This window comes from Allocoprococcus similis (assembly GCF_054660775.1).
The window spans coordinates 25,455-52,006 of the sequence record NZ_BAAHSG010000007.1; the positions used below are offsets into that span (position 1 = coordinate 25,455).

27 protein-coding genes are annotated in these 26,552 nt (G+C 43.6%); 26 read left to right on the plus strand and 1 reads right to left on the minus strand.

Annotation, left to right across the window (positions count from 1 at the left end; genetic code table 11):
- Window positions 1–116 precede the first annotated feature (116 nt).
- The 22 genes from ACYQ5K_RS03970 (at window position 117) to ACYQ5K_RS04075 (ending at window position 19,951) form a co-directional block, all read left to right on the plus strand.
- Window positions 117–860 carry an IS1096 element passenger TnpR family protein gene (locus ACYQ5K_RS03970; RefSeq protein ID WP_173688655.1) on the plus strand — a complete coding sequence of 248 codons (744 nt, stop codon included), beginning with the start codon at window positions 117–119 and terminating at the stop codon, window positions 858–860.
- A gap of 43 nt (window positions 861–903) precedes the next feature.
- Window positions 904–1,566, plus strand: a complete 663-nt coding sequence (locus ACYQ5K_RS03975) for a hypothetical protein (protein WP_173688654.1) — start codon at window positions 904–906, stop codon at window positions 1,564–1,566.
- A 160-nt stretch (window positions 1,567–1,726) separates the two neighbouring features.
- On the plus strand, window positions 1,727–3,313 hold the full coding sequence (locus tag ACYQ5K_RS03980; RefSeq protein WP_195231380.1) for an AAA family ATPase: 1,587 nt from the start codon (window positions 1,727–1,729) through the stop codon (window positions 3,311–3,313).
- 96 nt (window positions 3,314–3,409) lie between these two features.
- A complete protein-coding gene (locus ACYQ5K_RS03985; RefSeq protein WP_173688653.1) occupies window positions 3,410–4,246 on the plus strand; it encodes a glycoside hydrolase family 25 protein in 837 nt (278 codons plus the stop codon).
- A 275-nt stretch (window positions 4,247–4,521) separates the two neighbouring features.
- Complete coding sequence (gene hydE, locus ACYQ5K_RS03990) at window positions 4,522–5,568, plus strand: [FeFe] hydrogenase H-cluster radical SAM maturase HydE (protein ID WP_173688652.1); 1,047 nt, start codon at window positions 4,522–4,524, stop codon at window positions 5,566–5,568.
- A 661-nt stretch (window positions 5,569–6,229) separates the two neighbouring features.
- The gene (locus ACYQ5K_RS03995) at window positions 6,230–7,660 is read left to right on the plus strand and encodes a DUF512 domain-containing protein (RefSeq protein ID WP_173688651.1); all 1,431 of its coding nucleotides are present in this window, start codon (window positions 6,230–6,232) and stop codon (window positions 7,658–7,660) included.
- 1 nt (window position 7,661) lies between these two features.
- Window positions 7,662–8,336, plus strand: coding sequence for a YoaK family protein (locus ACYQ5K_RS04000; protein ID WP_201856667.1), 675 nt, complete (start codon window positions 7,662–7,664; stop codon window positions 8,334–8,336).
- Window positions 8,327–9,001: a tRNA (N6-threonylcarbamoyladenosine(37)-N6)-methyltransferase TrmO gene (tsaA, locus tag ACYQ5K_RS04005; RefSeq protein ID WP_173688649.1), complete on the plus strand. Its 675-nt coding sequence runs from the start codon at window positions 8,327–8,329 to the stop codon at window positions 8,999–9,001. The genes ACYQ5K_RS04000 and tsaA overlap by 10 nt, the downstream gene beginning before the upstream one ends.
- Window positions 8,998–9,936: a tRNA dihydrouridine synthase gene (locus ACYQ5K_RS04010; RefSeq protein WP_173688648.1), complete on the plus strand. Its 939-nt coding sequence runs from the start codon at window positions 8,998–9,000 to the stop codon at window positions 9,934–9,936. Before tsaA ends, ACYQ5K_RS04010 begins: the two co-directional genes overlap by 4 nt.
- 344 nt (window positions 9,937–10,280) lie before the next feature.
- Window positions 10,281–10,802 (plus strand): CarD family transcriptional regulator, encoded by a 522-nt coding sequence (locus tag ACYQ5K_RS04015; RefSeq protein WP_173688647.1) that lies wholly within the window; start codon window positions 10,281–10,283, stop codon window positions 10,800–10,802.
- Window positions 10,803–10,977: 175 nt separating this feature from the next.
- Window positions 10,978–11,706: an amino acid kinase family protein gene (locus ACYQ5K_RS04020; RefSeq protein ID WP_173688646.1), complete on the plus strand. Its 729-nt coding sequence runs from the start codon at window positions 10,978–10,980 to the stop codon at window positions 11,704–11,706.
- A gap of 12 nt (window positions 11,707–11,718) precedes the next feature.
- Entirely contained in the window at window positions 11,719–12,639 is a 921-nt protein-coding gene (locus ACYQ5K_RS04025; RefSeq protein ID WP_173688645.1) for a DMT family transporter, read from the plus strand.
- A gap of 419 nt (window positions 12,640–13,058) precedes the next feature.
- Window positions 13,059–13,754 carry a UMP kinase gene (pyrH, locus tag ACYQ5K_RS04030; protein WP_022220574.1) on the plus strand — a complete coding sequence of 232 codons (696 nt, stop codon included), beginning with the start codon at window positions 13,059–13,061 and terminating at the stop codon, window positions 13,752–13,754.
- Window positions 13,755–13,781: 27 nt separating this feature from the next.
- On the plus strand, window positions 13,782–14,333 hold the full coding sequence (gene frr, locus ACYQ5K_RS04035) for a ribosome recycling factor (protein WP_173688644.1): 552 nt from the start codon (window positions 13,782–13,784) through the stop codon (window positions 14,331–14,333).
- Between the two features lie 91 nt (window positions 14,334–14,424).
- Window positions 14,425–15,144, plus strand: coding sequence for an isoprenyl transferase (locus tag ACYQ5K_RS04040; RefSeq protein ID WP_173688643.1), 720 nt, complete (start codon window positions 14,425–14,427; stop codon window positions 15,142–15,144).
- Window positions 15,137–15,934 (plus strand): phosphatidate cytidylyltransferase, encoded by a 798-nt coding sequence (locus ACYQ5K_RS04045; protein WP_173688642.1) that lies wholly within the window; start codon window positions 15,137–15,139, stop codon window positions 15,932–15,934. Before ACYQ5K_RS04040 ends, ACYQ5K_RS04045 begins: the two co-directional genes overlap by 8 nt.
- 98 nt (window positions 15,935–16,032) lie before the next feature.
- Complete coding sequence (locus ACYQ5K_RS04050) at window positions 16,033–17,178, plus strand: 1-deoxy-D-xylulose-5-phosphate reductoisomerase (RefSeq protein WP_173688641.1); 1,146 nt, start codon at window positions 16,033–16,035, stop codon at window positions 17,176–17,178.
- A 3-nt stretch (window positions 17,179–17,181) separates the two neighbouring features.
- A complete protein-coding gene (gene rseP, locus ACYQ5K_RS04055; RefSeq protein ID WP_195231371.1) occupies window positions 17,182–18,210 on the plus strand; it encodes an RIP metalloprotease RseP in 1,029 nt (342 codons plus the stop codon).
- A 212-nt stretch (window positions 18,211–18,422) separates the two neighbouring features.
- Entirely contained in the window at window positions 18,423–18,926 is a 504-nt protein-coding gene (greA, locus tag ACYQ5K_RS04060) for a transcription elongation factor GreA (RefSeq protein WP_008372359.1), read from the plus strand.
- A gap of 22 nt (window positions 18,927–18,948) precedes the next feature.
- Window positions 18,949–19,167 (plus strand): DUF3791 domain-containing protein, encoded by a 219-nt coding sequence (locus ACYQ5K_RS04065; RefSeq protein WP_173688639.1) that lies wholly within the window; start codon window positions 18,949–18,951, stop codon window positions 19,165–19,167.
- Window positions 19,167–19,736, plus strand: coding sequence for a DUF3990 domain-containing protein (locus tag ACYQ5K_RS04070; protein WP_173688638.1), 570 nt, complete (start codon window positions 19,167–19,169; stop codon window positions 19,734–19,736). The genes ACYQ5K_RS04065 and ACYQ5K_RS04070 overlap by 1 nt, the downstream gene beginning before the upstream one ends.
- On the plus strand, window positions 19,721–19,951 hold the full coding sequence (locus ACYQ5K_RS04075) for a hypothetical protein (RefSeq protein ID WP_173688637.1): 231 nt from the start codon (window positions 19,721–19,723) through the stop codon (window positions 19,949–19,951). The genes ACYQ5K_RS04070 and ACYQ5K_RS04075 overlap by 16 nt, the downstream gene beginning before the upstream one ends.
- 2 nt (window positions 19,952–19,953) lie before the next feature.
- Here the strand turns inward: ACYQ5K_RS04075 and ACYQ5K_RS04080 are convergent, their stop codons facing one another.
- Window positions 19,954–20,676, minus strand: a complete 723-nt coding sequence (locus ACYQ5K_RS04080) for a hypothetical protein (protein WP_173688636.1) — start codon at window positions 20,674–20,676, stop codon at window positions 19,954–19,956.
- A gap of 378 nt (window positions 20,677–21,054) precedes the next feature.
- Between ACYQ5K_RS04080 and ACYQ5K_RS04085 the strand changes: the two genes are divergently transcribed.
- The 4 genes from ACYQ5K_RS04085 to hypF are packed head-to-tail and all read left to right on the plus strand — an operon-like array spanning window position 21,055 to window position 26,469.
- The gene (locus tag ACYQ5K_RS04085; RefSeq protein WP_173688635.1) at window positions 21,055–21,810 is read left to right on the plus strand and encodes a nucleotide-binding protein; all 756 of its coding nucleotides are present in this window, start codon (window positions 21,055–21,057) and stop codon (window positions 21,808–21,810) included.
- A gap of 5 nt (window positions 21,811–21,815) precedes the next feature.
- Window positions 21,816–23,096: a nitrogenase component 1 gene (locus ACYQ5K_RS04090; RefSeq protein ID WP_173688634.1), complete on the plus strand. Its 1,281-nt coding sequence runs from the start codon at window positions 21,816–21,818 to the stop codon at window positions 23,094–23,096.
- A gap of 1 nt (window position 23,097) precedes the next feature.
- On the plus strand, window positions 23,098–24,138 hold the full coding sequence (locus tag ACYQ5K_RS04095) for a nitrogenase component 1 (RefSeq protein WP_173688633.1): 1,041 nt from the start codon (window positions 23,098–23,100) through the stop codon (window positions 24,136–24,138).
- Window positions 24,139–26,469 (plus strand): carbamoyltransferase HypF, encoded by a 2,331-nt coding sequence (gene hypF, locus ACYQ5K_RS04100; RefSeq protein WP_173688632.1) that lies wholly within the window; start codon window positions 24,139–24,141, stop codon window positions 26,467–26,469.
- The last annotated feature ends 83 nt before the right edge of the window (window positions 26,470–26,552 follow it).

Consider the following 26,552-nt stretch of genomic DNA (forward strand, 5'->3'; position numbering starts at 1 on the left):
GTATGCCTGCCGGACGGCGATGATACTTGCTTTTCTACCGTATAAAACGCCGTAGATGCCGACCAAGAAGGAAGATTGGATGGATCAGATTATAAAGTTGTGAAGGAGAACGTCAAATGAGAAAAAGTACGAGAGGCTATTGTAAATATTGCAGTAAAGAATACACCAGAACAGGCATGGTAAAACATTTGCAAACGTGTAAGAGAAGAATTGATTTATATGAAAAGACAACAGAAACCGAAAAATATTTTGAACTGCTGTTATATGGAGCGTACAATAAAGATTACTGGCTTATTATACAGATCAAAGAGAATGCAACATTGGATGATCTGGATCAGTTTATCCGTGATATCTGGGTAGAATGCTGTGGACATTTAAGCGCGTTTGAGATTAATGGCGTAAGCTATGAAAAGGAACCAGATGATGATTTTTGCTGGGATGAGCCGGCAGAAAGCACGGAACACAAATTAAAAGAAATACTTGAATCGGATATGTTGTTTGGATATGAGTATGATTTTGGATCTACTACGGAACTTGCGATCAAAGTATTGAATTATTATAATGCACCAAAGCAGAGTAAAAAAGTGGTGATATTATCCAGAAACAATCCACCGGAATTTCAGTGTTCGATTTGCGGGGAACACAGAGCATCCTGGATAAATGCCGTGGATATTTATGGTGAAGAACCATTTTGGTGTGACGAGTGCGCAGACAAGCTTGAAGAGGGCGAATTTGATGAAGAAATTGACAGTGAAGAGGTGTGGCTACTTCCGGTTACGAATTCTCCAAGGATGGGAGTCTGCGGATATGAAGGAAGCAGTGTGTATCCGGAGCAGTTTGAACCGGATGAAATTTGTTAGATAAATACAGATATAATTAGTTCACAAAGAGAAGGAAAAAGCTATGTCGATTAAAGAACGAGAGGAGCTTTTATTTCAAAAATTAAGAGAAAAAGATACCAGTATTGTAGCCGATGGAGTGATTTGCGAGCAGGAATTTTTAAATGCCAGATATAAGATCGTATATATCCTGAAAGAAGTAAATGGTGGAAAAAGCTGGGATCTGCGAGATTTTGTTTATGAGGGTGGAAGATCACAGACTTGGGATAATATTGCACGCTGGACGGAAGGAATTCTGTCCTGGGAAAAAGAATTTTTGTGGTCTGAGATGGAGACAGACAATGAACAAAGACGCTTGCGGGAGTTGAAGAAAATAGCAGCGGTCAATTTGAAGAAAACTTCTGGTGGACGTACTTCAAATAATGGTGAAATTTACAGGGCAGCAGTTGATCATCATGACATTATCAAGAAGCAGATTGATTTGTATAAAGCAGACTTTATTATTTGCTGTGGCACGGAGTATGTTTTTATGGATGCATGTTATAAGGACAGAGAGGTTGAATGGAAAATGACTTCAAGGGGAATCTGGTATTTCAGAGATGGCAAATCTGTTGTCATCTCATTTTCGCATCCGGAAGCAAGAGTGAAAGATGCGTATTTGTTTTATGCATTGACGGATGCGGTGAAGGAGATTATGCGCTGTGAAGAGTTTGAAGAACAACTATAGGGATTATAAGGAAAAAGTTTTGTAAAATCTGCAAGTGAAAGCAGAAGTATCATATATTGTAATTAGAATATGACAGGATACGGGCAATGATGGAGGTTTGCCATTTTAGATGGCAGATGATAATATAATCTGTATAGAGGCAGAAAGGAAGTGGATACAGATGGGGATTTTCGTAAATCCAGATAATTCGGCGTTTCAGGTTGCGTTGAATTCAGAAATATATGTTGATAAAACAGGTTTGTTGGAATATACCAACAAAGTAATGAATACATTGCAGGGATATATTTGCAATAGCCGTCCACGCCGATTTGGAAAATCTGTCACGGCAAATATGCTTACAGCCTATTACAGCAGGGGATGTGATTCGGAAAAAATGTTTTCCGGATTTGAAATTAGTAAGTACTTGGATTTTAGAACACATTTGAATCAATACGATGTAATTCATTTGGACATTCAATGGTGTATGGAGCCGGCAGGCGGCGCGGAAAAAATTGTTTCGTATATTACGGGAAAAACGCTTGCGGAATTACGGACATATTATTCAAATGAATTGCCGGAAAAGATAAATTCTTTGTCAGAAGCGCTGGCTGTAATTAACAATAAAACGGGAAATAAATTCATTATTATTATAGACGAATGGGATGTACTGATCCGCGATGCGGCTGCGGATAAAAAGGTTCAGGAAGAGTATATTAACTTTTTAAGAGGGTTATTTAAAGGAACGGAACCAACAAAGTACATTCAACTTGCATTCCTGACGGGTATTTTGCCTGTTAAAAAAGAGATATCACAATCTGCATTAAATAATTTTAAATTATATTCTATGCTTAGTGCAGGACCACTTTCTTCTTATATTGGATTTACTGAAGATGAAGTGAAAGCTTTGTGCGAGAATTATGATCGAGATTTTGAAGAAGTAAAAAGATGGTATGATGGATATCAACTTGGTCAATATCATGTCTATAATCCGAATGCGGTTGTAAATCTGATGATGGAAGGGGAATTTCAGAGTTACTGGTCTGGAACAGCTTCATATGATGGAATCGTTCCGTTGATCAATATGAATTTTGACGGTTTAAAGACTGCGATTATTGAAATGGTGTCAGGAGCAGCTGTAAAAGTGGATGTTGGATCTTTTCAAAATGATATTGTCAGTATTGTGAACAAAGATGATGTTCTGACTTATTTGATCCATTTAGGGTATCTGGCATATCTTAGTAAAACGGAAGCGGCATTTGTGCCGAATGAAGAGATAAGACAAGAGCTGATTCGCGCCACACGTAGGAAAAAGTGGAATGAATTCCTTGATTTTCAACAGACATCCGAAACATTATTAGATGCTACATTAGATATGGATGGGGATGCGGTAGCAGCGCAGATTGAAAAAATCCACAGTGATTATTGTTCTATGCTACAGTATAACGACGAAAATTCTCTGAGCAGTGTTCTGGCAATTGCATATTTGAATTCGATGCAGTATTATTTTAAACCGATTCGGGAATTGCCAACGGGACGGGGATTTGCTGATTTCATTTATATTCCTAAACCAGAATACAGGGATGATTACCCGGCACTTGTGGTTGAATTGAAGTGGAATAAGAATGCGCAAACTGCGTTAGGACAAATTAAAGATAAAAAGTATCCGGAATCTGTATTGAATTATACGGGGAATATTTTGCTGGTGGGAATTAATTACGATAAGGAAAGTAAGGAACATCAATGCTTGATTGAACAGTATGTGAAATAAAAGGATGTAGTTTTACCAGGCGATATTTTTGTGGAGCAATACACAGTTTACATTTTAGAATCTGTGGAAAATATAACGAAGAAAAATGGAAAATAGATGAAAAAAGTAAGATGGATTATTTTCGGAATGTTAGTAGCTTTGCTTACAGGATGTTCTGGAAAAAAAGCTGCAGAAACTTCTGCGGATGCAAAAAATGTGAAAAATACGCTTGATTTTGTAGATGCACACGGCGAGTGTTATACGGTGGAAATCAATGAAGCAGTTGCAAAAAATCCGTATGATAATGCACTTTTTGCAAAAACTGAAAATAAAATTAGCTATGAAGATGACAAATACACTTCGAGGCTGGGTGTGGATGTATCTGTTTTTCAGGGAGATATTGACTGGGAGCAGGTGAAAGCAGCAGGCTATGAATTTGCAATTCTACGAATCGGATATCGTGGCTATGGCGAAGAAGGTACGTTAAATGCAGACGAGAAGTTTGAACAGAATCTGAAAAATGCCCGAAAAGCTGGAATGGATGTTGGTGTTTATTTTTTCTCGCAGGCGGTAAATGAAGAAGAGGCTGATTTTGTTCTGGAACATTTGAAAGGGCAGGAGCTTCAGATGCCGGTTGTGTATGATCCGGAGCATATTCTGGAGGACGAAGCACGGACGGATGGTGTAACGGGAGAACAATTTACCCAAAATGCGAAGGTATTTTGTAAAGCAATAGAAGAAGCAGGATATGATGCCATGATTTACAGCAATATGCTGTGGGAAGCGTATGAACTGGATCTGGAGAAGCTGTCAGATTATCCGGTCTGGTATGCAGATTACGAAGAACTTCCGCAGACGCCGTATAGGTTCAGTATGTGGCAGTATTCCAGTACAGGAAGCGTGCCTGGGATTGACGGAAATGTGGATTTGGATATCCAGTTTGTAAAAAGATAAAAATTTACTGATTTCTGAAAAAGTATTTGTTGCGATTTGCAGGAAAATGTAGTACCAAATCGTAGACATTGATGGAGTGATTGCCGCGGCTGATGAAGTGTGATAGAATAAATTTTATGATGTTATAGACTGAGCATAGTATCGCTGATACTTGTATGACGAAATGTCTGATTTTAACTTTATGCAAGTTGTGTATGGATAATTGAGCACAGAGATAAACAGATTGCATAAAGTTAGAAAAATTCAGAAAAGGCACAGAAAACCAGGCAGGGAGAATGGAAAGAATGAAACCAGTTTACGAAAGATTTATCGAGAATCCGGATTTTACGAAACCGGAATTTGTCGAATTGATAAAATGTGCAGAAGATCCGGAGGCAGTCCGGAGACTGAAAGAAGAAGCAGTCCGTATTCGGGAGATTTATTACGGGAAAAAGGTATTTACCAGAGGACTGATCGAATATACCAACTATTGTAAGAATGACTGTTATTACTGTGGAATCCGCAAAAGTAATGCGAATGCAAAGCGCTACCGTCTGACAGAAGAAGAGATCATGGCATGTTGTGAGAATGGCTATGAGCTTGGATTCCGGACGTTTGTCCTTCAGGGCGGGGAAGATGCTTATTATACAGATGACCGGATGGTAGAGATTATTAAAAAAATCAAGGAAGCATATCCGGAATGTGCGCTGACGCTGTCGATTGGTGAGAAGTCTTATGAAAGTTATAAAAGGTTCCGGGAAGCCGGAGCGGATCGTTACCTGCTTCGTCATGAGACGGCGAATGAAGAGCATTACCGGAAGCTGCATCCGGAGAAAATGAGTCTCGAAGTCCGGAAAAACTGTCTGTATGATCTGAAGAAGCTTGGTTATCAGGTGGGGGCTGGCATGATGGTTGGTTCACCTTATCAGACGACAGAGGATCTTGCAGAGGATCTGGTATTTCTGAAAAAATTGCAGCCGGAGATGGTGGGGATTGGACCGTTCATCCCACACCACGACACGCAGTTTGCAAAAGAACCGGCAGGAAGTGTGGAGATGACACTGTTTCTGCTCGCTGTGATCCGGATCCTGCTGCCGAAGGTACTTCTTCCGGCAACGACAGCACTTGGGACGATGGATCCGCTTGGCAGAGAGAAAGGGCTGCAGGCAGGAGCCAATGTTGTGATGCCGAATCTTTCACCGATAAAGAACCGGAAGCAGTATGAGCTGTATGATAACAAGATCTGTACCGGAGAAGAAGCGGCAGAATGCCGTGGATGCATGGGAAGACGAGTGGCAAGTGTCGGATACGAACTGGTGACAGAGCGTGGAGATGCAGTGTAAAAAAAGTATGATGGATGGAATCGAACAGATTTTCTGTAAAAACTTGCTAAAATTATGCTTTTGATTTTAAACAGATATCACAAAGAAGAAAAATTATTTTTGCAAGAATCAAAAGAATCTGTAGAAAGAAAACACTTTTCGATACATTTCGATGGATTTCACAAGCTATCGAACCGGCATTTTCAGCGGTAAAAGAATCTCCCTTTTTACCACTAGGAAAATATACGCAGGATATGCTACTATATAGAAGTCGACAATACTTATACGCGTAAGAACAGGAGGAACTTGATTTAGCTGTTTTCTAATGAGAACCCGCAGACCTTTCTTGTACAATGCGGTATCATAAATAAAATATTTTATTTTAAAGCAAATTGAAATTGTATATAGAGAACCATATATACAAGCCGGACACAGGGGAATGGGACCGTAAAAAGTTTCGTTCCCCTGTGTTTGGTTGGAGAATGAAAGGTATCGTTTGAATTTATGTTTCAGGCTTCTGCATTTTATCCCTACCGAAACTTACAGTTTTATGGTATGATGAAAAAGTATGTAATCATCGCAGAAAAAGTCGTTTATGATAAAAATATGAGGATTACACGAAAGAGGAAGCCAGCCTGGAAAAGGTCTTGTTTCCGATTCCGAATTTTGGGAGGAATATAATTTGAGTAAGAAAAATGAGTATCAGGGACATCTGATCCGTGAGGTTTACCCGGATTCCATTGCCGAGGCGATGGAGATCGAGCCGGGAGATGTCCTTCTGCGAATAAATAACCAGAAAATAGAGGACGTTTTTGATTATCGTTATATGATCAAGGATGAGTATGTAGAAGTACTGATCCGCAAGCCGGATGGGGAAGAATGGCTTCTGGAGATCGAGAAAGAATATGACGATGATCTGGGGGTTGAATTTGAAAATGGTCTGATGAGTGATTACCGTTCCTGCAGTAACAAGTGCATTTTCTGTTTTATCGATCAGATGCCGCCGGGAATGCGTGAGACCTTGTATTTTAAAGATGATGATTCACGTCTGTCTTTCCTGCAGGGCAATTATATTACCTTGACGAATATGAAACAGAAGGACGTGGACCGTATCATTGAGATGCAGCTTGCACCGATCAATATTTCCATTCAGACCACTAATCCGGAGCTTCGCTGCAAGATGCTGCACAACCGTTTCGCCGGGGAAAAGCTGAAATTTGTGGATGATCTGTACGCCGGACATGTGGAGATGAACGGGCAGATCGTACTCTGTAAAGGAGTCAATGACAAGGACGAGCTGCGCAGGTCTATCGAAGACCTGATGAAATATCTGCCATTTATGCGGAGTGTGTCGGTGGTTCCGGCAGGACTTTCCAAATACAGAGAGGGACTTTATCCGTTGGAACTTTTCACGAAAGAAGAAGCAGAAGAGACTATTGACCTGATCGAGAGTTATCAGAAGAAAGCATATGATGAATACGGGCTTCATTTTATCCATGCAAGTGATGAGTGGTATATCCTTGCAGAGAGGGATTTCCCGGAGGAAGGACGCTATGACGGGTATATCCAGCTGGAAAATGGTGTTGGCATGATGCGGCTTCTGCGGGATGAATTTTATCATGCATTGGAGGAGTTTCTGGCAAGTGAAGAGTATCCAAAGTTAAAAGAAGAGACCGCACGGACATTTACCATTGCGACCGCAAAGCTTGCTTATCCGACCATTCAGGAATTCGCAGACCGGATCATGGAAGCATTTCCGAAGGTAAAGATCACCGTTGTCTGTATCCGCAATGATTTCTTCGGCGAGACGATCACCGTATCCGGGCTGATCACAGGACAGGATCTGGTGGCGCAGATCAAAGAGCGGCAGGAAGCAGGAGAGGATCTGGGAGACACGCTTCAGATCCCGATCAATATGCTGCGAAGCGGAGAAGAGGTCTTTCTGGATGATATGACCGTACAGGATGTGGAAGCGGCACTTGGCATGAAGTTAAAAGCCGTGGAGTCCGGTGGAAAGGATTTCCTTGACGCGGCACTGAATTTGGATTATCATACAGAACGGAACAATGAGAACTTTGTATACATCAAAGCATACGACAGAGAGGATGAGTAACTTGAAATTTTCAAAACAGATGTCTGAATCGATCAAACTCGGTGTGATCCTTGCAATCGCAGGCGGATTTATGGACGCCTATTCTTATATGTGCAGAGGAAAAGTATTTGCCAATGCGCAGACTGGAAATATTCTGCTTCTTGGAATCAATATTTCAGAGAGAAACTGGCAGATGGCACTTCATTATCTGGTACCGGTGCTGGCATTTGCCATTGGAATCGCCCTTGCAGATCTGGTGAAAATACGGACGAAAAATCTGACACTTCTGCACTGGAGACAGATTTCGGTATTCTGTGAGGCAGTGATCTTACTGAGTGTCAGCTTTATCCCACAGAATTTTAATCTGGCGGCGAATGCACTCACATCCCTTGCGTGTGGGATTCAGGTGGAAAGCTTCCGCAAAATCCATGGAAACGGAATTGCAACCACCATGTGTATCGGAAACTTACGAAGTGCGACCCAGCATATGTGCAGTTATGCGAACACGAAGGATAAAGAGTATATCAAGAAAGGACTTTTGTACTATGGAATCATCTTCTTCTTTGTGATCGGTGCAGTTATCGGAAATGCCTGTGTGGAAATGTTTGCTGAAAAGGCACTTCTGATTGCTTCTGCAATTCTGGCAATTGCTTTTGTGATGATGTTTGTTGATGGAGAAAAAGAACAATGCAAATAAAGCAGATCGCGTATATAAGATCCGATTTTGTGGAAAAATTCGGGATTCCGCGACAGAGTAATCTTGTGGATACCCGGGCAGAAATCCATTTTCTGCCGGAATATCAGAATGCGGATGCGCTGCGGGAAATAGAGACGTATGATTATCTGTGGCTGATCTGGGAATTTTCGGAGTCGATCCGGGATACCTGGAGCCCGACGGTACGTCCACCGCGGCTTGGTGGTAACAGACGGGTGGGAGTCTTTGCCACCCGTTCTCCATTTCGTCCGAATCCGATCGGACTTTCATCGGTTAAACTTACGGGTGTGGAATTTCGGGAAAAAGAAGGACCGGTGCTGATCGTAGAGGGAGCGGACCTTCTGGACGGAACCCCGATTTACGATATCAAGCCTTACCTTCCGTATGTGGACAGTCATCCGGAGGCAAGGGGCGGTTTTGCAGAAGAAAAAAAGGATTACAGACTGGAAGTGAGTTTCCCGGAGCAGTGTCTGGAACTGATCCCGGCAGAAAAAAGGACGGCGCTGATCCAGATCCTGGAACAGGATCCAAGACCTTCTTACCAGAAGGATCCATCCCGGATTTACGGTATGGACTATGCAGGGATGGGAATCCATTTCCGGGTAGAAGAAGGAACACTTATTGTGACGGAGGTAGAAAGATTATGAAAATCTATCTTGCACCGATGGAAGGCATTACAGGTGAGGTATACCGCAGGGCGTACCACACCTTTTTTGAACCCATGGATAAATATTTCACCCCTTTCCTGAACCCGAATCCTAAAGGAAAATTCAGCAGACAGGAATGGAATGAGATCCTTCCGGAAAATAATGAGGGCATGTATACCGTACCGCAGATCCTGACCAACCGCGCCGAAGATTTCATCCGCCTGGCCCGGCAGCTGAAAGGATTCGGCTATGAAGAAGTCAATCTGAATCTCGGCTGCCCTTCTAAAACAGTTGTAAACCGGAAAAGGGGATCCGGCTTTTTGTTTTATCCTGATGAACTGAACCACTTCCTTGATGAAATCTTTGATAAACTCGATATGAAGATTTCTATCAAAACAAGAAGTGGCAAATATGAACAGGATGAGTTCGAAGAACTTCTGGATATTTACAATCATTATCCCCTGGAAGAACTGATCCTTCACTCAAGAGTCCAACAGGATTATTACAAAAACAGACCCGACTGGACGACCTTCGCCTACGCCTTCCGGAACAGCAAAAATCCTCTGGTCTATAATGGAGACATTTTTTGTGTGGAAGATTACCAAACCTTCCACCAGAAATTCCCCGAAACAGAATGCATCATGCTCGGAAGAGGAATTCTGATGAACCCATTTCTTCCGGCAGTTATAAAAGGGGAATCTACATTTGACACCAAGAAGATTGCTACATTCTGCGATCATCTTCTTGATGCCTATATCGAAAAATCTCCAGAAGAAAAAAATGCAGTAGTCAAAATGAAAGAACTCTGGTGGTATCTCGGCAAAAATTTTCAAAACAGCGAAGAATATCTGACACAAATCCGCAAAAGCCAGACCATCCGGGAATACCGGATGGCGGTAGAAGGTTTATACAGAAACTGTACGTATTTACAATAATAAAAATGCAGTTTGATGAAACAGCCAAAATACTAAAGAAGAAACCTGTCCCATTCCGATGATTGTGCAATGGAGAGAAGACTCAAAAATCATTGAAGCCTCTGCTGAAAATGATTTTCGCTTTCAGAGGCTTCTCGGAATGGTTTGCACAATGGAATGGGACAGGATTCTTTTTGGGACGCATCTTGCGACAAAATCCCCTATTTTCTAGTAAAATTGCATAAAAATCCAGGCGTTAGCTTTGACTAAGATTCACAAAAATCTGAAAAACATTAGAAACTTCTACAATTATCTGATAAAATAAAGAGGTAGGGATTCGGCAAGTCTAAGAAAGAAGGAAGAAAATGTACGAAGTAGGAGATTTAATTGTTTATGGCCGGACAGGGATTTGTGAAGTGACCGAAATTACGACGCTGAAAATGGATGGAGTACCGAAGGACAAACTGTATTACATTTTGAGACCGGTACATGAGAAACACGGAAAAGTATTTACACCGGTAGACAATGAAAAAATTGTCATGCGAAGAGTCATTTCAAAAGAAGAAGCAGAAAAACTGATCCGTGAGATCCCGCAGATCGAGGGACTCTGGATCGGAAACGAGAAGCAAAGGGAAGAAAAGTACAGAGAATGCATGAAAAGCTGTAAATGCGCAGAGTGGGTGCGGATCATCAAGACACTGTATGAACGGAAAGTATCCCGCCTGAAGCAGGGAAAGAAGATCACGGCGACCGATGAACGTTATCTCCGGATGGCAGAAGGCAACCTGTATTCGGAGCTTTCCATAGCACTTGGAATTCCGGAAAGCGGAATGGAAGCATATATATCGAATAAAATAAATGAGACAGAAGAACCGGTACTTTGCTAATGCAGAGGACCGGTTCTTCCGGGTATAACGGGAGCGAAAAATGGTAACGACAGCACAGAGGGATGATTTTGCAGAATATTTGGCATTTCCGGCTGTTTTCTGAAAAATGGGTTCTTCAAATAGAAGCCATTCTATGCTATACTGTTTTGGATAAGATTGAAAATGAGGTGAAATCATGGATAAAGAATTAGAACTTGTGGAGCATAAAGCTTCGATCCTGATAGATGCGTTACCATATATCAGAGACTTTAACCAGAAAACGGTGGTCATTGAGTACGGATGTGCCGAGTGGCTCAGCGGAGTGGAAGAGCAGAGACTGATGCAGGATATCGTCCTCTTAAAGAGTGTTGGTATGCGCCCGATCGTAGTACATGATACCCGTATGGGACTGGACAAATTCCGTGAGAATAAGCGGATCGCCAAGCTCCTTGAACTCTGTGGAGTTAAGGCGATCGGTATCTGTGGTGTAGATACAGAGACTATTGGTCTGATGCTGGATAATGATTATATTCCGGTCATCGTGCCAAATGATATCGACAACGAAAGCGAATATATCGATCCGAAAGAGACTGCACTTGAGATTGCAGAGAAAATGCAGGCGGACAAGCTGGTTTATCTGTCAAAATATCCTGGAATCTACAAAGATGAAGAGAGAAAAGATATTTATTATAAGATTACCGTCCCGGAAGTAGAAAAACTGCGCAAAGAACGTAATTTCCCGAAAGAATTTGACGAGATCATCGGTTATGGCCTTCAGGCATCGAAAAATGGTGTCAACCGTGTGCATATTTTGGACGGAAGAATCCGTCACGTTCTTCTGATCGAATTCTTCAGTGTAAACGGAGCAGGAACGATCTTCATTGAAACAGAAGCAAAATTATATCTTCATGAGCTTGGCAAATAGGAGACCGGCTCGATGAAGAAAATGACAGGAAAAAATACACTGATGCTCTTTTTGACGGCATTCATCTGGGGATCTGCATTTGTAGCACAGAGCGTAGGGATGGACTATGTAGGACCATTTACATTCAGTTGTGTGCGTTCCTTTATCGGAGGAATCTTTCTGATCCCGTGTATCTGGTTCCTGGATCAATGGCGCGCCAAAAATGACGGGACAGAGGGAGGAAAAAAGGCAGTTTCCAAAGAAGAAAAAAAGATGGAACTGCTCGGTGGAATCTGTTGTGGTCTTGCACTATGCGTGGCAACCAATCTGCAGCAGATCGGAATGCAGTACACAACGGTAGGAAAAGCCGGATTCATCACAGCTCTTTACATTGTGCTTGTGCCGATCTTTGGAATTTTTCTGAAAAAGAAAGTAGAAGCAAGAATCTGGGTAAGTGTCATGATTTCTGTTGTGGGCTTATATCTGCTCTGTATCACCGACAAGCTGGTGCTTGGAAAAGGGGACACACTGGTTCTTCTGTGTGCGGTCGTATTTACGATCCACATTCTGGTGATCGATTATTTTTCACCAAAAGCAGACGGTGTGCGGATCGCCTGCATCCAGTTCTTCATAACCGGAATTCTGTCGGCAATCCCAATGTTTTTATTTGAAACACCACGTCTGTCAGATATTTTCGCAGCAGCAGTACCGGTACTTTATGCCGGAGTCCTCTCAAGCGGTGTAGCCTACACCCTCCAGATCGTAGCCCAGAAAGATGCCGACCCAACCGTGGCATCTCTCATCCTCAGCCTGGAATCCGTCTTCTCCGTCCTCGGAGGCTGGATGATTCTCGGTCAGAAACTAAGTATCCGAGAAATAGCAGGATGCATTCTGATGTTCAGCGCCATCATCCTCGCCCAACTGCCCGGAAAGCCGGAAAATAAAGAAGCATAGCTCCTCAATTGGTTGAAATTGTGGTGTCAAAACCAAACCACTCAGTGAGCCAAAGCTACCGCTTTCCGTTCATTACATTGAACACACACCAAAACATATAAATCAGGGAAAACCAGCAGAATGTACAAATGATTTTGTTTCAATTCCAATTGTTGTGCAATGGAGAGAAGACGCAGGGAATTGTGGAAGCCATTGCTGACACAATCCCCGCATTCAGCGGCTTCTCGGAATGGTTTGCACAACGGAAGTGAAACAAAATCATTTGTACATTCTGCGTCAATTCCTCCAATTCTACAAAATTTTGCGCTACCCACCCTCAATGTAACAAACTTAGAACTTCCATTTTAAACCCAGGTATGCTATACTAAACCCAGGTATGCGAAAGTATCTTAAAAACCAAGAGACAGGAGCAAAGACAGATGAAAAGAGTTCTTTTAAAATTAAGCGGAGAAGCACTTGCAGGAGACAAAAAGACAGGTTTTGATGAGGCAACATGTATTGGCGTTGCAAAGCAGGTAAAGCAGATCGTAGATCAGGGAATCCAGGTTGCAATCGTAACCGGAGGCGGTAATTTCTGGAGAGGAAGAACCAGCGAGACGATCGACCGTACCAAAGCGGACCAGATCGGAATGCTTGCAACAGTGATGAACTGCATCTATGTATCCGATATTTTCAGACATGTAGGTATGAAGACAGAGGTTTTCACTCCATTTGTCTGCGGAGCATTCACTTCCCTGTTTTCAAAAGATGCAGCAGTGGAAGCACTGAACGAAGGAAAAGTAATCTTTTTCGCAGGTGGCACAGGACACCCGTATTTCTCAACGGATACAGGAGCTGTTCTCCGTGCAATTGAGATTGAAGCAGATGCAATGCTTCTTGCAAAAGCGATTGACGGAATCTATGACAGCGATCCGAAGGTGAATCCGGAAGCGAAGAAGTATGATGAGATTTCTATTCAGGAAATCATCGATAAGAAGCTTATGGCAGTAGATCTGACCGCATCGATCATGTGCCTTGAGAATAAGATGCCGATGCTGGTATTCGGACTGAACGAAGAGAACAGTATCGTAGAGACAATGAGCGGTAATTTCAACGGAACAAAGGTGACTGTATAAGCAGCACCCATTAAGGGAGGATAACATATGAACGAAAAATTAAAAATATACGATGAAAAGATGCAGAAAACCATCCATGCACTGGATACAGAGCTTGCTTCTATCCGTGCAGGACGTGCAAACCCGAATATTCTGAACAAATTAACTGTAGAATATTATGGAACACCGACACCGATCCAGCAGGTGGCAAACATTTCTGTTCCGGAAGCACGTATGATCCAGATCCAGCCATGGGAAAAGAAGATCATCAAAGATATTGAGAAAGCAATCCTGATGTCTGATATCGGAATCAATCCAACCAACGATGGTACAGTAATCCGTCTGGTATTCCCGGAACTGACTGAGGAACGAAGAAAAGAACTGGTGAAAGATGTTAAGAAAAAAGGAGAAGCATCCAAGGTTGCAATCCGTAACATCCGCCGTGATGGAAATGATGCATTCAAGAAGCTGAAAGGAACAGACGTTTCGGAGGATGAAATTCAGGACCTTGAAGATCAGATCCAGAAGATGACTGACAAATACATCAAAGAAGTTGATGCAGCAGTCGATGCAAAGTCAAAAGAAGTTATGACAGTATAAGAAGGAAAGATAAGGGGCGGCGAGATGTTTGGCGCCTCTTTTCCTTTTTTATATCAGCAAATTTAGTATCAATGCAAGAGAGGGTTAAAAGATGAATGTACCGCAGCATATAGCCATCATCCTTGACGGTAACGGACGATGGGCGAAAGCAAAGGGGATGCCGAGAAACTACGGGCATGCGCAGGGCAGCAAGAATGTGGAAAAGATCTGTGAGGCTGCTTATAAGATGGGTGTCAAATATCTGACGGTCTATGCGTTTTCCACAGAGAACTGGAGCCGTCCGCAGAGTGAAGTGGATGCACTGATGAAGCTTCTTCGTAACTATATGAAAACCTGTCTGAAGACGGCGGAAAAGAACCGGATGCGTGTCCGCGTGATCGGAGACAAGACAGGTCTGGATGAAGATATCCGTACCAGAATTAAGGAACTGGAAGAGGCATCAAAAAATAATGACGGACTGAATTTCCAGATTGCGATCAATTATGGAAGCAGAGATGAGATGGTCCGTGCCATGCGCAAGATGACAAAAGACTGTGCAGATGGTAAATTTGCACCGGAAGAGATTACAGAAGAACTGTTTGAAGGATATCTGGATACACATGGGATTCCGGATCCGGATCTTCTGATCCGTACCAGCGGGGAACTCAGGCTTTCCAATTATTTGTTATGGCAGCTTGCTTATACAGAATTTTATTTTACAGATGTTCCGTGGCCGGATTTTTCAAAAGAAGAATTAGAAAAGGCAATTGGGCAATATAATAGCAGAGACAGAAGATATGGCGGAATCAAGGAGGACGAAGAAAATGTTTAAGACGAGATTACTCAGCGGAATTGTACTGGTTATCATTGCATTTGCAACGATCTTCCTTGGCGGGGATGTCCTGTTTGCAACACTTCTGATCATCAGCCTGATCGGAGTTTCCGAGCTTTACAAGGTTGTAAAGATTGAGAAAGCACCACTTGGAATCGTAGGGTATGCAGGCGTGATCGCGTATTATTTTCTGATACGTGCACAGAAAAAAGAAGATTTGATGATGTTTGCGATCATTTTACTGGTTCTTATGATGGCAGTTTATGTATTTGCCTTCCCGAAATATGTGTCCGAACAGGTCATGACCGCATATTTTGGCGTATTTTATGTGGCAATTATGTTATCCTATATTTATCAGACACGTCTGCTAAAAGATGGACTTTTCCTTGTGGGACTGGTATTTTTATGTTCCTGGGGATGTGATACCTGTGCGTACTGTGTGGGTGTGCTGATCGGAAAGCACAAGATGGCACCGAAGCTCAGCCCGAAGAAATCCGTGGAAGGCGGAGTTGGCGGACTGGCTGGAGCAGCACTTCTTGGCGCGCTTTATGCCCTTGCGATCAACAAATGGGGCGGTGCTTCGGCAGGAGTCGGCGAATATGCGCTGATCTGCTTTGTCGGTGGTATCATTTCCATGATCGGGGATCTTGCGGCATCTGCGATCAAGAGAAATCATGAGATCAAGGATTACGGAAAACTGATTCCGGGACACGGTGGGATCCTGGACCGTTTTGACAGTGTGATCTTTACCGCACCGGTGATCTATTATCTGGCAGTTGCACTGATTTAATTTACAAACCAGCAGGAGTGTGTTTTACAGGGATGCACTTTGGTTGTAAGACAGATTGAAAATGCGTCAGTGAAAATTTTGCTGACAGGAGGTTTCAAATGAAAAAAATAGCAATATTAGGTTCAACAGGTTCGATCGGAACCCAGACTCTGGAGGTTGTCCGTGAGAACAAAGATATCGAAGTGACAGGGCTTGCGGCAGGAACAAATGTGGAGCTTTTAGAAAAGCAGATCCGTGAATTTCAGCCGAAGCTGGTTGCAATGTGGACAGAGGAAAAGGCGAAAGAACTGAGAGACCGGATCCGGGATCTGGATGTAAAAGTAGTTGCAGGGATGGATGGACTTCTGGAGATCGCAACGATGGAAGAAAGCGAAATCCTTGTTACTGCAATTGTCGGAATGATCGGGATCCGTCCGACGATCGCTGCGATCAAAGCAGGGAAGGACATTGCCCTTGCAAATAAAGAGACACTGGTAACAGCAGGACATATCATTATGCCACTTGCAAAAGAATGTGGTGTGAAGATCCTTCCGGTGGACAGTGAGCACAGTGCCATTTTCCAGTCTCTGCAGGGAAGCCATGGAAAGAAAGAACTGAAGAAGATCCTGCTTACGGCATCCGGTGGTCCGTTCCGTGGAAAGAAGCAGGAGGATCTTCTGAACATCCGTGTGGAAGATGCTTTAAAGCATCCGAACTGGGCGATGGGACGTAAGATTACCATTGATTCTTCGACCATGGTCAATAAAGGTCTGGAAGTTATGGAAGCCAGATGGCTTTTTGATGTGGATATTGATGATGTGCAGGTGGTTGTGCAGCCACAGAGTGTGATCCATTCTATGGTAGAGTATGTGGATGGAGCCGTGATCGCACAGCTTGGTACTCCGGATATGAAGCTGCCAATCCAGTATGCACTCTATTATCCGGAAAGAAGATTTCTTCCGGGAGAACGTGTGGATTTCTGGAGTATTGGACATCTTGATTTTGAAAAGCCGGATATGGATACCTTCTACGGACTTGCACTTGCTTACGAGGCAGGGCGGTGCGGTGGAACACTTCCGACGGTATTTAACGCAGCAAATGAACTTGCAGTCAGCCAGTTCCTGAACCGGGAGATCAAATATCTGGAAATTACAGAGATTATCGAAGACTGCATGAAAGCACATAAGACAATCGCGAATCCGACTGTGGAACAGATTCTGGACACAGAGCAGGAAACGTATGACAGAATCAGAAGCAGGAGGTAGCAAATGGGAATCGTACTGGCGATTTTACTTTTTGGATTCATCGTGTTTTTCCATGAACTGGGACATTTTCTTCTGGCGCGGATTAATGGAATCAATGTGTATGAATTCTGGATCGGAATGGGACCGACACTGGCACATAAAAAGATCGGAGAGACAGACTACTGTCTGAAAATACTGCCGATCGGCGGTGCGTGTGTGATGGGGGAAGATGAAAAAGACGATCTGTCAGAGGGAAGCTTCAACAGCAAATCGCCGTGGCGCAGGATCTCGGTCATTGCCGCAGGTCCGGTATTTAACTTTATTCTTGCCTTTATCGGAGCATTTATCATCATCTGTTTTGTGGGTGTGGATAAGCCGGTTATTGGAGCCGTGAATGCAGGAACACCGGCAGCAGAAGCAGGACTTCAGGCAGGCGATGAGATTGTGAAGATCAATGACAAAAGCATTCACATTTTCAAGGATATTTCCACGTACAACCAGTTCCATCAGGGAGAGACGATGGAGATCGTGTACAAAAGGGATGGAGAAAAGAATACGGTTTCCGTAACTCCGGAGAAGAATGAAAATGGATACTATCTGATTGGAATTACAAGCAGTAATTATGTGAAGACCAATGTGTTTGAAACTGCTGCGTACAGTGCGTATAATGTGAAATACTGGATCGATCTGACGGTTGACAGCCTGAAACAGCTTGTGACAGGACGGATCGGAGTGGATCAGTTATCCGGACCGGTGGGCGTTGTGAGTGCAGTTGATACAACCTATAAAGAAAGCAAGTCGGGAGGAGCGCTTCTGATATTCCTGAACTTGTTGCAGATGACGATCCTGCTTTCAGCCAACCTTGGAGTGATGAATTTACTTCCGCTTCCCGCACTGGATGGAGGCCGGCTGGTATTTCTGATCGTGGAAGTGATCCGTGGAAAGCGGGTGCCGCCGGAAAAAGAAGGGTATGTGCATCTGGCAGGAATGGCACTTCTGCTTTGTCTGATGGTATTTGTGATGTATAATGATATCCGGAGGATTTTCTTTTAGCTTCAGGTTGGTACAGCAGATTAGAGTAAATAAAAGATGAAAAGCATCTCGGTTGGGTTCAATTGAGGTGCTTTGTGTTAAGTGCAAAGAAACAGTCTATAGAAAATGTCTGGCAAGAGTGACATTATTTCATACAGGGAAAAAGCCGCAGGGACAGGCATTTAACCATGTTATGGATATGAAAATAAGTTTACAGAAAGAAGGATGGAAAGATGCGAGAGCAGCTTACAGAAAGTGATGTAAAGAAGATCGAAGAGGAGATCCAGCACCGCAAGCATGTCATCCGTAAGGAAGCGATTGAAGCGGTCAAGGAAGCGCGTGCACAGGGAGACTTAAGTGAGAACTTTGAATATCACGCAGCAAAAAAATATAAAAATCAGAATGAAAGCCGGATCCGGTATCTGGAAAGAATGCTGAAAAATGCGGAGATCGTATCCGATACTTCTGAAGAAGGTGTTGCCGGGATCAATAACCGTGTAACCGTATATTTCCCGGAGGATGATGAAGAAGAGACTTATAAACTGGTGACTTCTATCCGCGGAAATTCAATTCACAATTATATCAGTACCGAATCTCCGATCGGGAAGGCAATCTTTGGACATAAGGCAGGGGAGACTGTGAAGGTGAAGGTCAGCGATGATTATTCGTATGAGCTTGTGATCCGGAAGATTGAAGATACGACGGATGATGAGGAGGATAAGATCCGGGCGTTTTAGTTTGAAGAAGGGGGCTGTGGATGTGAGTGAAAAAGCAGAAATTACATTCATGCAGACAAGGCTGATAAGGCTTGCGTCAGAAGAATGGAAGATGCCATTAGAAAGAGTTCTTGAAATATTTAAGGAAACAGATGTATTTGGTTACATCGAAAAAGGTTATGGGATTTTTCATTGCGAGGGTGATGAAGCAGTGCTGGAAGATATTGAGGAATTTCTTGAAAGTAAAGGGGGGAAGGTCTGATGCTGGAATTAGCTGATGGAATGATATTATATCATGGGAGCTATTGTAAAGTTGCAAAACCAGAGCTTGAAAAGTGTGCAAAGAGAAAAGACTTTGGCAGGGGATTTTATCTGACTTCTTCAAAGGAACAGGCGGTTAGTTTTCTGAAGACTTCTATTTTAAAAGCAGCTGCGAGTGGAAAAATAGGAACAGATCAGACATGGGGATATGTGTCAAAATTTAGAGTTGACTTAAAAAAAGAACTTAACAGTTATATTTTTCAAAACGCAGATGTGGATTGGTTACATTGTATTACGGCACATAGAAAGAGAAACTCATTTAATGCGATTGAAAAAGAAATGTCGCAATACGATGTGATTATAGGAAAAATAGCAGATGATGCGACAAATGCAACGCTGACGGCTTATATTGCAGGTGCATTTGGTAAAATAGGAGACAGAGAGGCAGATGAATTTTGTATTGGACGTTTACTGCCTGAAAAATTGCAAAACCAGTATTGTTTTAAAACGGTAGAAGCACTTGAGTGTCTGAAATTTATGGAGGCTGAGAAAATATGGCTGAAGAAATGATTTCAAAGGAGCAGATGGATTATACAATTGATGTATTGATTGCAATGGTTGTGGAAGAACTTGCGGAAGATTTGCATGAGGAGCCGAACAAGGTATTATATGATTTCCTTCAGTCAAAAATTGGAAAAGCACTTTACGATGAATCTACAAAGCTTTGGTGGAATGGCCCTTCCTATATAGCGGATATGTATAAAGAAGAGATTTCTAAAAAGTAATTTCAGTGTGAAGAACAAATATGGATCAGGATATTCCAGAACCCATATAAAATACCAGCCCCGAAGATCGTTGCGAGAATGTATACCAGAATTGCAAGATTATTTCCGCAGAGTTCACCAATTTTTACGAAGAAAATCTGTGTCATCTGGTAGTCTGGATTGATGTAGAAAAGATTGATCTCTCCAAAGGAATCCAGAATATGATTCAGATATTCGGCGATGAGGGCAAACAAAATATAGAGCAAGGTAATACGCGAGAAAGAAGGCAGCAGATGATGTGAAGAAGCGTCAGTCGGCTGTCTTTTAATATTTTTTGCACAAGAAAGAGGAGTCATTGGTACAGATTTCTGCACCAGAAGTATACCGGACAGGATTCCTGTGATAATTAGTAAAATATGCCAGAGATAGGAGTGGACTGTCAGAATCAGAAGTGGATAGTGCATACCGCTTGTGTCGAAGAATACAGCAATTCCACCAAGGAGATTATAGGTTGCGAGAAAACCGAGAATGGTATTTCGGGCAGACTCGGTGTGGAAAAATGGATAGAGGACAAGAAGATACATCGGAAGACTGCAAAGCTGGAATGGGAAATACCACAGGTTGTAGTGCCCGTCATCCACGACGAAAGTCAGAAGTAATTGTTTCAGGATTTCGCCGGCGAACAGAAAACTGCCGATAAAGAATAAAATTTTTTCTATGCAGTGTGGTGAAAGTTTTCTTATCATATGGACTCCTCAAAATTTACTTTTGACTCTCACATCATTTTATAGGTGTAGTATACGCTGGAATCAAGTGTATTACAAGATTTATAGAGAATTTAAACAGTTATTTATAGAAATAGCCTGAAAAATTATAGAAAAATACCATGATAATATATAGTTAGAATTGACTGACCTATGTGCATGGAGATATAATTAAATATAATGATGCAGACGGAGTGGAAGATTCCTATCTGAATGCTGAATGGAGAATAATTTTATACAATAGACTTTGACGGCAAGGTGGATCCGAGCGGGAAACAGTTGGTGATATACGAAGGTGTATAGTGGGACTCGTCTACCGTTTTGGCAGACGGGTCTTTTGTGTAGAAAGGAATAAAGGTTATGTTAAAGGTAGCGATTTATGGAAAGGGCGGTATCGGAAAGTCGACGATCACGTCCAATCTGGCGGCTGCATTTGCGGCGATGGGGAAAAAGGTAATTCAGATCGGTTGCGATCCGAAGGCAGATTCTACGATCAATCTGCTTGGCGGTGAGCCACTGAGGCCGGTGATGAATTATATGAGAGAAGAAGATGAGGAACCAGAGAAGCTTTCAGATATTGCAAAAGAAGGTTATGGCGGCGTGCTCTGTATTGAGACAGGCGGACCGACACCGGGGCTCGGATGCGCGGGACGTGGGATTATTGCCACATTCCAGCTTTTAGAAGATCTGCGGTTATTTGAAACATACAAACCGGATGTGGTACTTTATGATGTCCTTGGAGATGTAGTTTGTGGCGGATTTGCAGCGCCGATCCGGGAAGGGTATGCAGAGAAGGTTCTGATCGTAACTTCCGGAGAAAAGATGGCGCTTTATGCGGCGAACAACATTTCCAGTGCGGTAAGAAATTTTGAGGACAGAAGTTATGCCAGAGTATTCGGAATCGTGCTTAATCACAGAAACGTGGAAAATGAAACAGAGAAGGTACAGGCATTTTCGGAAAAAAGCGGGATTCCGATCGTTGGGGAAATCCCGAGAAGCGATGAGATCATCCGCTATGAGGATCAGGGAATGACGGTGATCGAAGGAGACAAGGCTTCGGCGATCAGCAGAAGATTCTTTGATCTGGCAGAATTATTACTAAAGAGTGAGGAATAGAAGGTATGGCAAAGGAAGCATATTATTGTACCGTAAAAGAACTAAATGAACTGGGAAGAGATGCAATCCCGGCACAGCTTCGGTCGAATACACATCTGATCTACAGCTCACCGGCAACGCTTGCATTTAACTCACCGGGAGCCGAGGGCTTTGGAGTAAAAAGAGCCGGACTTGCCGTACCGGATTCGATCATGCTGATCGTGGCACCGGGCTGCTGCGGAAGAAATACGTCCCTGATCAGCTCCATGCGGGAATATGACAACCGCTTTTTTTATCTGATGATGGACGAGACCGATATCGTAACGGGGCGTCATTTGAAAAAAATCCCGAAGGCAGTAGAAGAGATCTGTAAATGCTGTGAAAAAAGACCATCCGTTGTGATGATCTGTATCACCTGTGTAGATGCCCTTCTGGGAACGGATATGGAGCGTGTGTGCAGAAAGGCAGAAGAAAGAGCGGGACTTCCGGTTCGTCCGTGCTACATGTACGCACTTACAAGAGAAGGAAGAAAGCCGCCGATGGTGCATGTACGTCAGTCCTTATACTCCCTTCTGGAGCCAAAGAAGAAAAAAGGAAATGTGGTTAATCTTCTTGGATTTTTCTCACCGCTGGTCGATGAGTGTGAGCTGTATGATCTGCTTGGCAGCGCAGGAGTCAGGACGGTTCATGAGATTTCCAGATGTAAGGATTATGAAGAGTATCAGACTATGTCTGAGGCAAATTTTAATCTGGTACTTCATCCGGAAGCCAGATTTGCGGCAGAGGATTTCCACAACCGTCTGCAGATTCCATTTATTGAACTGAGAAGGCTCTATCAGACGGACAAGATTGCCAGCCAGTATCAGGCATTTGGGAGAGTGCTTGGGGTGGAATTTTCCGATGGGGCTTACCGCAAAAAAGCAGAAGATGCCGTGGCAAAATTCAAAGAAAAACGGCCGGATGCAAGCTTTGCGATTGGCGAATGCATGAACGGGGATCCATTTGAAATGGCACTTGCAATGATCAAATATGGATTCCGGGTGCCGGAGATCTATGGAACACTGACAGCGGAGAACTTCATTTACCTGAACCAGTTGTCCAAGCTCAGTCCGGAGACAAAAGTTTTTTCAAACATGGAACCGACCATGCTGTACTACGATCCGGAAAAGAGCGGCGTGAATATGACCATTGGAAAGGATGCAGGATACTATCATCCGGAACAGCCGAACGTGGTCTGGAATCAGGACAGACAGCCTTATGGTTATGCAGGCGTGACACGGCTGTTTGAAAACCTTTTGGAGGTGTAACATGAGAGGACTTAGAAAATATCTGACACCATTCGCACCGGATCAGTCGGGAGCGGTGTCTGTGTTATATGAACTTGGCGGAATCATCGTCATCTGCGATGCGGGAGGATGTACGGGAAATGTCTGTGGATTTGATGAGCCGAGATGGTTTGAACGGAAAAGTGCAGTATTCAGCGCAGGACTTCGTGATATGGATGCAATCCTTGGAAGAGATGATCGTCTGGTCGCGAAGCTGACGGATGCTGCAGAGAAGATCGACGCCGGTTTTGCGGCGATTGTCGGGACTCCGGTTCCTGCAGTAATCGGAACGGATTACCGGGCACTCAGACGTATGTGTGAGAAGAAGACAGACCTTCCGATCCTTGCTATCGATACGGATGGAATGGAGCTTTATGATAAAGGTGAAGAAAAAGCATATCTTGAATTATTTACCGTATTTGCAAAGGAAAAATACGAGGTATGTGAAGAAAAAGTCGGCATCCTTGGAATGACGCCACAGGATGTAAGCGATCTGAAAGCAGCAGATAAAGTAAGAGAGGAACTGAAAAAAGAGGGAAAAGAAGCCATCTGTTATGGAATGGGCGACGGACTTGAGGCGGTAGAAAAGGCAGCGCAGGTAAGTAAAAATATTGTCGTATCTGCAGCTGCACTGGAAGCTGCAAAATATCTGGAAAAGACTTTCGGGACGCCATATGAGACGGATTATCCCGCAGTAAAAGAACTGGTTCCGGATCTGGACTATGAGGGGAAGAAGATCCTTGTGGTACACCAGCAGGTGATGGCGGAAGCAATCCGGCAGGAAATCCTGCGCAGAGATGCTTCTGCAAAAGTGCAGACAGCAACCTGGTTTATGATGAAGAAAGAGCTTGCCTGTCCGCAGGACGTGTCTTTCCGCGAGGAAGATGATTACATTGATCTTGTAAAAAATGGTGGATTTGATATCATTTTCGCAGATGCATGTATGGAAAAAATGGTTCCGGATTTTCAGGGAACCTTCGTAAATACAAGACATTTTGCAGTGTCAGGGAGACTGTGTGAATAGATGAAAAATGAAGTGACAAAACAGATCCGCGTCTATGGAATCGTACAGGGTGTAGGATTTCGTCCGACTGTGAGCAGGCATGCGGCTACGTATCAGATCCGGGGCAGCGTGTCCAATAAAGGTCCGTATGTGGAAATCTTTGCGCAGGGACCGGAAGAGGCAGTGGATGGATTTATCTCGGATATTGAGAATAAGCCGCCGAAGCGGGCAGCAATTTTGAAAATGAATATTGAGCCGGTAGAAGAAGCAGAAGACTTTCCGGAGTTTGCGATCATTGAAAGTGAAAAGACGAAAGGAGAGATTTTTGTCTCACCGGACATTGCAATTTGTGATGAGTGCAAAGAAGAAATGTTTGATCCAAAGAACCGCAGGTATCTGCATCCATTTATCAACTGTACCTGCTGTGGTCCCAGACTTACGATCCTGGATGCCCTTCCGTATGACCGGGAGCGCACCAGCATGAAAGAATTTCCGATGTGTCCGGATTGCGCAAAAGAATATTATGATCCGGCGACCCGGAGATACGATGCACAGCCGGTCTGCTGTAATGAGTGCGGACCGGAGGTCTATCTGATCGGAAGAGAAGAACGCGGGCGGGATGCGATCATTTATACCAGACGGATCATCGCAGAAGGAGGCATTGTAGCGATCAAGGGAATCGGAGGCTTCCATCTGTGTTGTGATGCAACAAATGAAAAAACGGTGAGACGGCTTCGGGAACTCAAAAAGCGTCCGGCGAAGCCATTTGCAGTCATGGCGAAAGATCTGGAGTCGGTGAAAAGAGAATGCCTGGTCAGTGAAGAACAGGAAAAGATCCTGACCGGACATCAAAAGCCGATCCTGCTTCTGGACAAAAAAGAAGACGGAAAAGAAACGCTTTGCGAAAGTATTGCACCGGGCAATCCAAAGGTTGGTGTGATGCTGCCTTATGCTCCGGTGCAGCTTCTGATCTTCGCCTATGATGATGGAATCCAGATGCCTTCTCTTCTGGTTATGACCAGTGGGAACACATCCGGTGCACCAATCTGCAGGGAGGATAAAGAAGCCATTCAGGAGCTTTCCCATCTGTGTGACTGTATGCTTTCCCATAACCGGAAGATCCGGATCCGTGCCGATGATTCGGTGATGGATTTTTATAAAAATGAGCCATATATGATCCGCAGATCCAGGGGTTACGCACCACTTCCGACCATGGTTCAGATGCCGTGGAAAGGCCAGGTGCTTGCTACTGGAGGAGAACTGAAAAATACGTTCTGTATTGGCGTAGATAGCAGATTTTATCAGTCCCCTTACGTTGGAGATCTGGAAGATCTGCGTACCGTGCAGGCTTTGACAGAAACGATCGGCAGACTGGAAACGCTTCTGGAGGCAGAACCAAAGGTTGTGGCGTGTGATCTGCATCCGAAATACAATGCGACAGTCGTTGCTGAAGAACTTGGACTTCCTGTCCTGAAGGTACAGCATCATTTTGCACATATCCTGTCCTGCATGGCGGAAAATGACTGTGAAGATCCGGTGATCGGCGTTTCCTTTGACGGAACCGGCTATGGAACGGATGGGACCATCTGGGGTGGAGAAATCCTCCGTGCTGATTACGATGGATTTGAAAGACTCGGAAGCATCAAACCCTTCTGGCAGGTGGGAGGAGATGCATCCGCAAAGGAAGGCTGGCGAATTGCCGGAGCTCTTCTTTATGGAGAACTGAAAGATAAAGAAAAAACGATCGAATGGATGAAAAAGCTGGAGCTTTGTACCGAAGCGGAAGCAAAAGTGCTGGTGACAATGACCGGGCGGCATCTGAATGCTGTTCTTTCTACCAGTGCCGGCCGCCTTTTCGACGGAGTCAGCGCGATCCTCGGAATCCGGAAAAAATCTACTTTCGAGGGAGAAGCATCTACGGCATTAGAGTTCGCGGCAGAAGCTTACGAGAAAACAATGCAGCAGCCATACACCCCCCTCATGCTTAAGTCATTTACAGAAACGGCGGAAGACCGCCTGATTTTAAATACCGGCGAATTAGTCAAAAACCTCGCCGAGAAACGACTTGCCGGAGAAGACGCCGGAAAACTGGCATACCAGTTCCATCAGGAACTTGCAAGACAGATCATATCCGCAGCCCTCACAGCAAGTCATCAGACCGGAATCCGGAAAGTTGCCCTAAGCGGCGGCGTTTTCCAGAACCGCTTACTACTACGTCTGGTAGAAGAAGGTCTGGTTAAGCAAGGCCTCATCACCCTGCACCATCACCTCATTCCACCAAACGACGGAGGACTGGCACTCGGTCAGGCAGCCTACGCAATGGCATATTTACAGAAGCATGAGATAAAGTAAAACCAGACTTTATAGATTTAGAAAATTAAAATCAGACATAAAAAATTTTAAACAAAGTTAATCTAAAGCTATTAGAACTTACA

Coding starts and splice junctions, on each gene's coding strand:
- ACYQ5K_RS03970 (WP_173688655.1), top strand. CDS start 117: ATGAGAAAAAGTACGAGAGGCTATTGTAAATATTGCAGTAAAGAATAC.
- ACYQ5K_RS03975 (WP_173688654.1), top strand. CDS start 904: ATGTCGATTAAAGAACGAGAGGAGCTTTTATTTCAAAAATTAAGAGAA.
- ACYQ5K_RS03980 (WP_195231380.1), top strand. CDS start 1,727: ATGGGGATTTTCGTAAATCCAGATAATTCGGCGTTTCAGGTTGCGTTG.
- ACYQ5K_RS03985 (WP_173688653.1), top strand. CDS start 3,410: ATGAAAAAAGTAAGATGGATTATTTTCGGAATGTTAGTAGCTTTGCTT.
- hydE (WP_173688652.1), top strand. CDS start 4,522: ATGGAAAGAATGAAACCAGTTTACGAAAGATTTATCGAGAATCCGGAT.
- tsaA (WP_173688649.1), top strand. CDS start 8,327: ATGCAAATAAAGCAGATCGCGTATATAAGATCCGATTTTGTGGAAAAA.
- ACYQ5K_RS04010 (WP_173688648.1), top strand. CDS start 8,998: ATGAAAATCTATCTTGCACCGATGGAAGGCATTACAGGTGAGGTATAC.
- ACYQ5K_RS04015 (WP_173688647.1), top strand. CDS start 10,281: ATGTACGAAGTAGGAGATTTAATTGTTTATGGCCGGACAGGGATTTGT.
- ACYQ5K_RS04020 (WP_173688646.1), top strand. CDS start 10,978: ATGGATAAAGAATTAGAACTTGTGGAGCATAAAGCTTCGATCCTGATA.
- ACYQ5K_RS04025 (WP_173688645.1), top strand. CDS start 11,719: ATGAAGAAAATGACAGGAAAAAATACACTGATGCTCTTTTTGACGGCA.
- pyrH (WP_022220574.1), top strand. CDS start 13,059: ATGAAAAGAGTTCTTTTAAAATTAAGCGGAGAAGCACTTGCAGGAGAC.
- frr (WP_173688644.1), top strand. CDS start 13,782: ATGAACGAAAAATTAAAAATATACGATGAAAAGATGCAGAAAACCATC.
- ACYQ5K_RS04040 (WP_173688643.1), top strand. CDS start 14,425: ATGAATGTACCGCAGCATATAGCCATCATCCTTGACGGTAACGGACGA.
- ACYQ5K_RS04045 (WP_173688642.1), top strand. CDS start 15,137: ATGTTTAAGACGAGATTACTCAGCGGAATTGTACTGGTTATCATTGCA.
- ACYQ5K_RS04050 (WP_173688641.1), top strand. CDS start 16,033: ATGAAAAAAATAGCAATATTAGGTTCAACAGGTTCGATCGGAACCCAG.
- rseP (WP_195231371.1), top strand. CDS start 17,182: ATGGGAATCGTACTGGCGATTTTACTTTTTGGATTCATCGTGTTTTTC.
- greA (WP_008372359.1), top strand. CDS start 18,423: ATGCGAGAGCAGCTTACAGAAAGTGATGTAAAGAAGATCGAAGAGGAG.
- ACYQ5K_RS04070 (WP_173688638.1), top strand. CDS start 19,167: ATGCTGGAATTAGCTGATGGAATGATATTATATCATGGGAGCTATTGT.
- ACYQ5K_RS04075 (WP_173688637.1), top strand. CDS start 19,721: ATGGCTGAAGAAATGATTTCAAAGGAGCAGATGGATTATACAATTGAT.
- ACYQ5K_RS04080 (WP_173688636.1), bottom strand. CDS start 20,676: ATGATAAGAAAACTTTCACCACACTGCATAGAAAAAATTTTATTCTTT.
- ACYQ5K_RS04085 (WP_173688635.1), top strand. CDS start 21,055: ATGTTAAAGGTAGCGATTTATGGAAAGGGCGGTATCGGAAAGTCGACG.
- ACYQ5K_RS04090 (WP_173688634.1), top strand. CDS start 21,816: ATGGCAAAGGAAGCATATTATTGTACCGTAAAAGAACTAAATGAACTG.
- ACYQ5K_RS04095 (WP_173688633.1), top strand. CDS start 23,098: ATGAGAGGACTTAGAAAATATCTGACACCATTCGCACCGGATCAGTCG.
- hypF (WP_173688632.1), top strand. CDS start 24,139: ATGAAAAATGAAGTGACAAAACAGATCCGCGTCTATGGAATCGTACAG.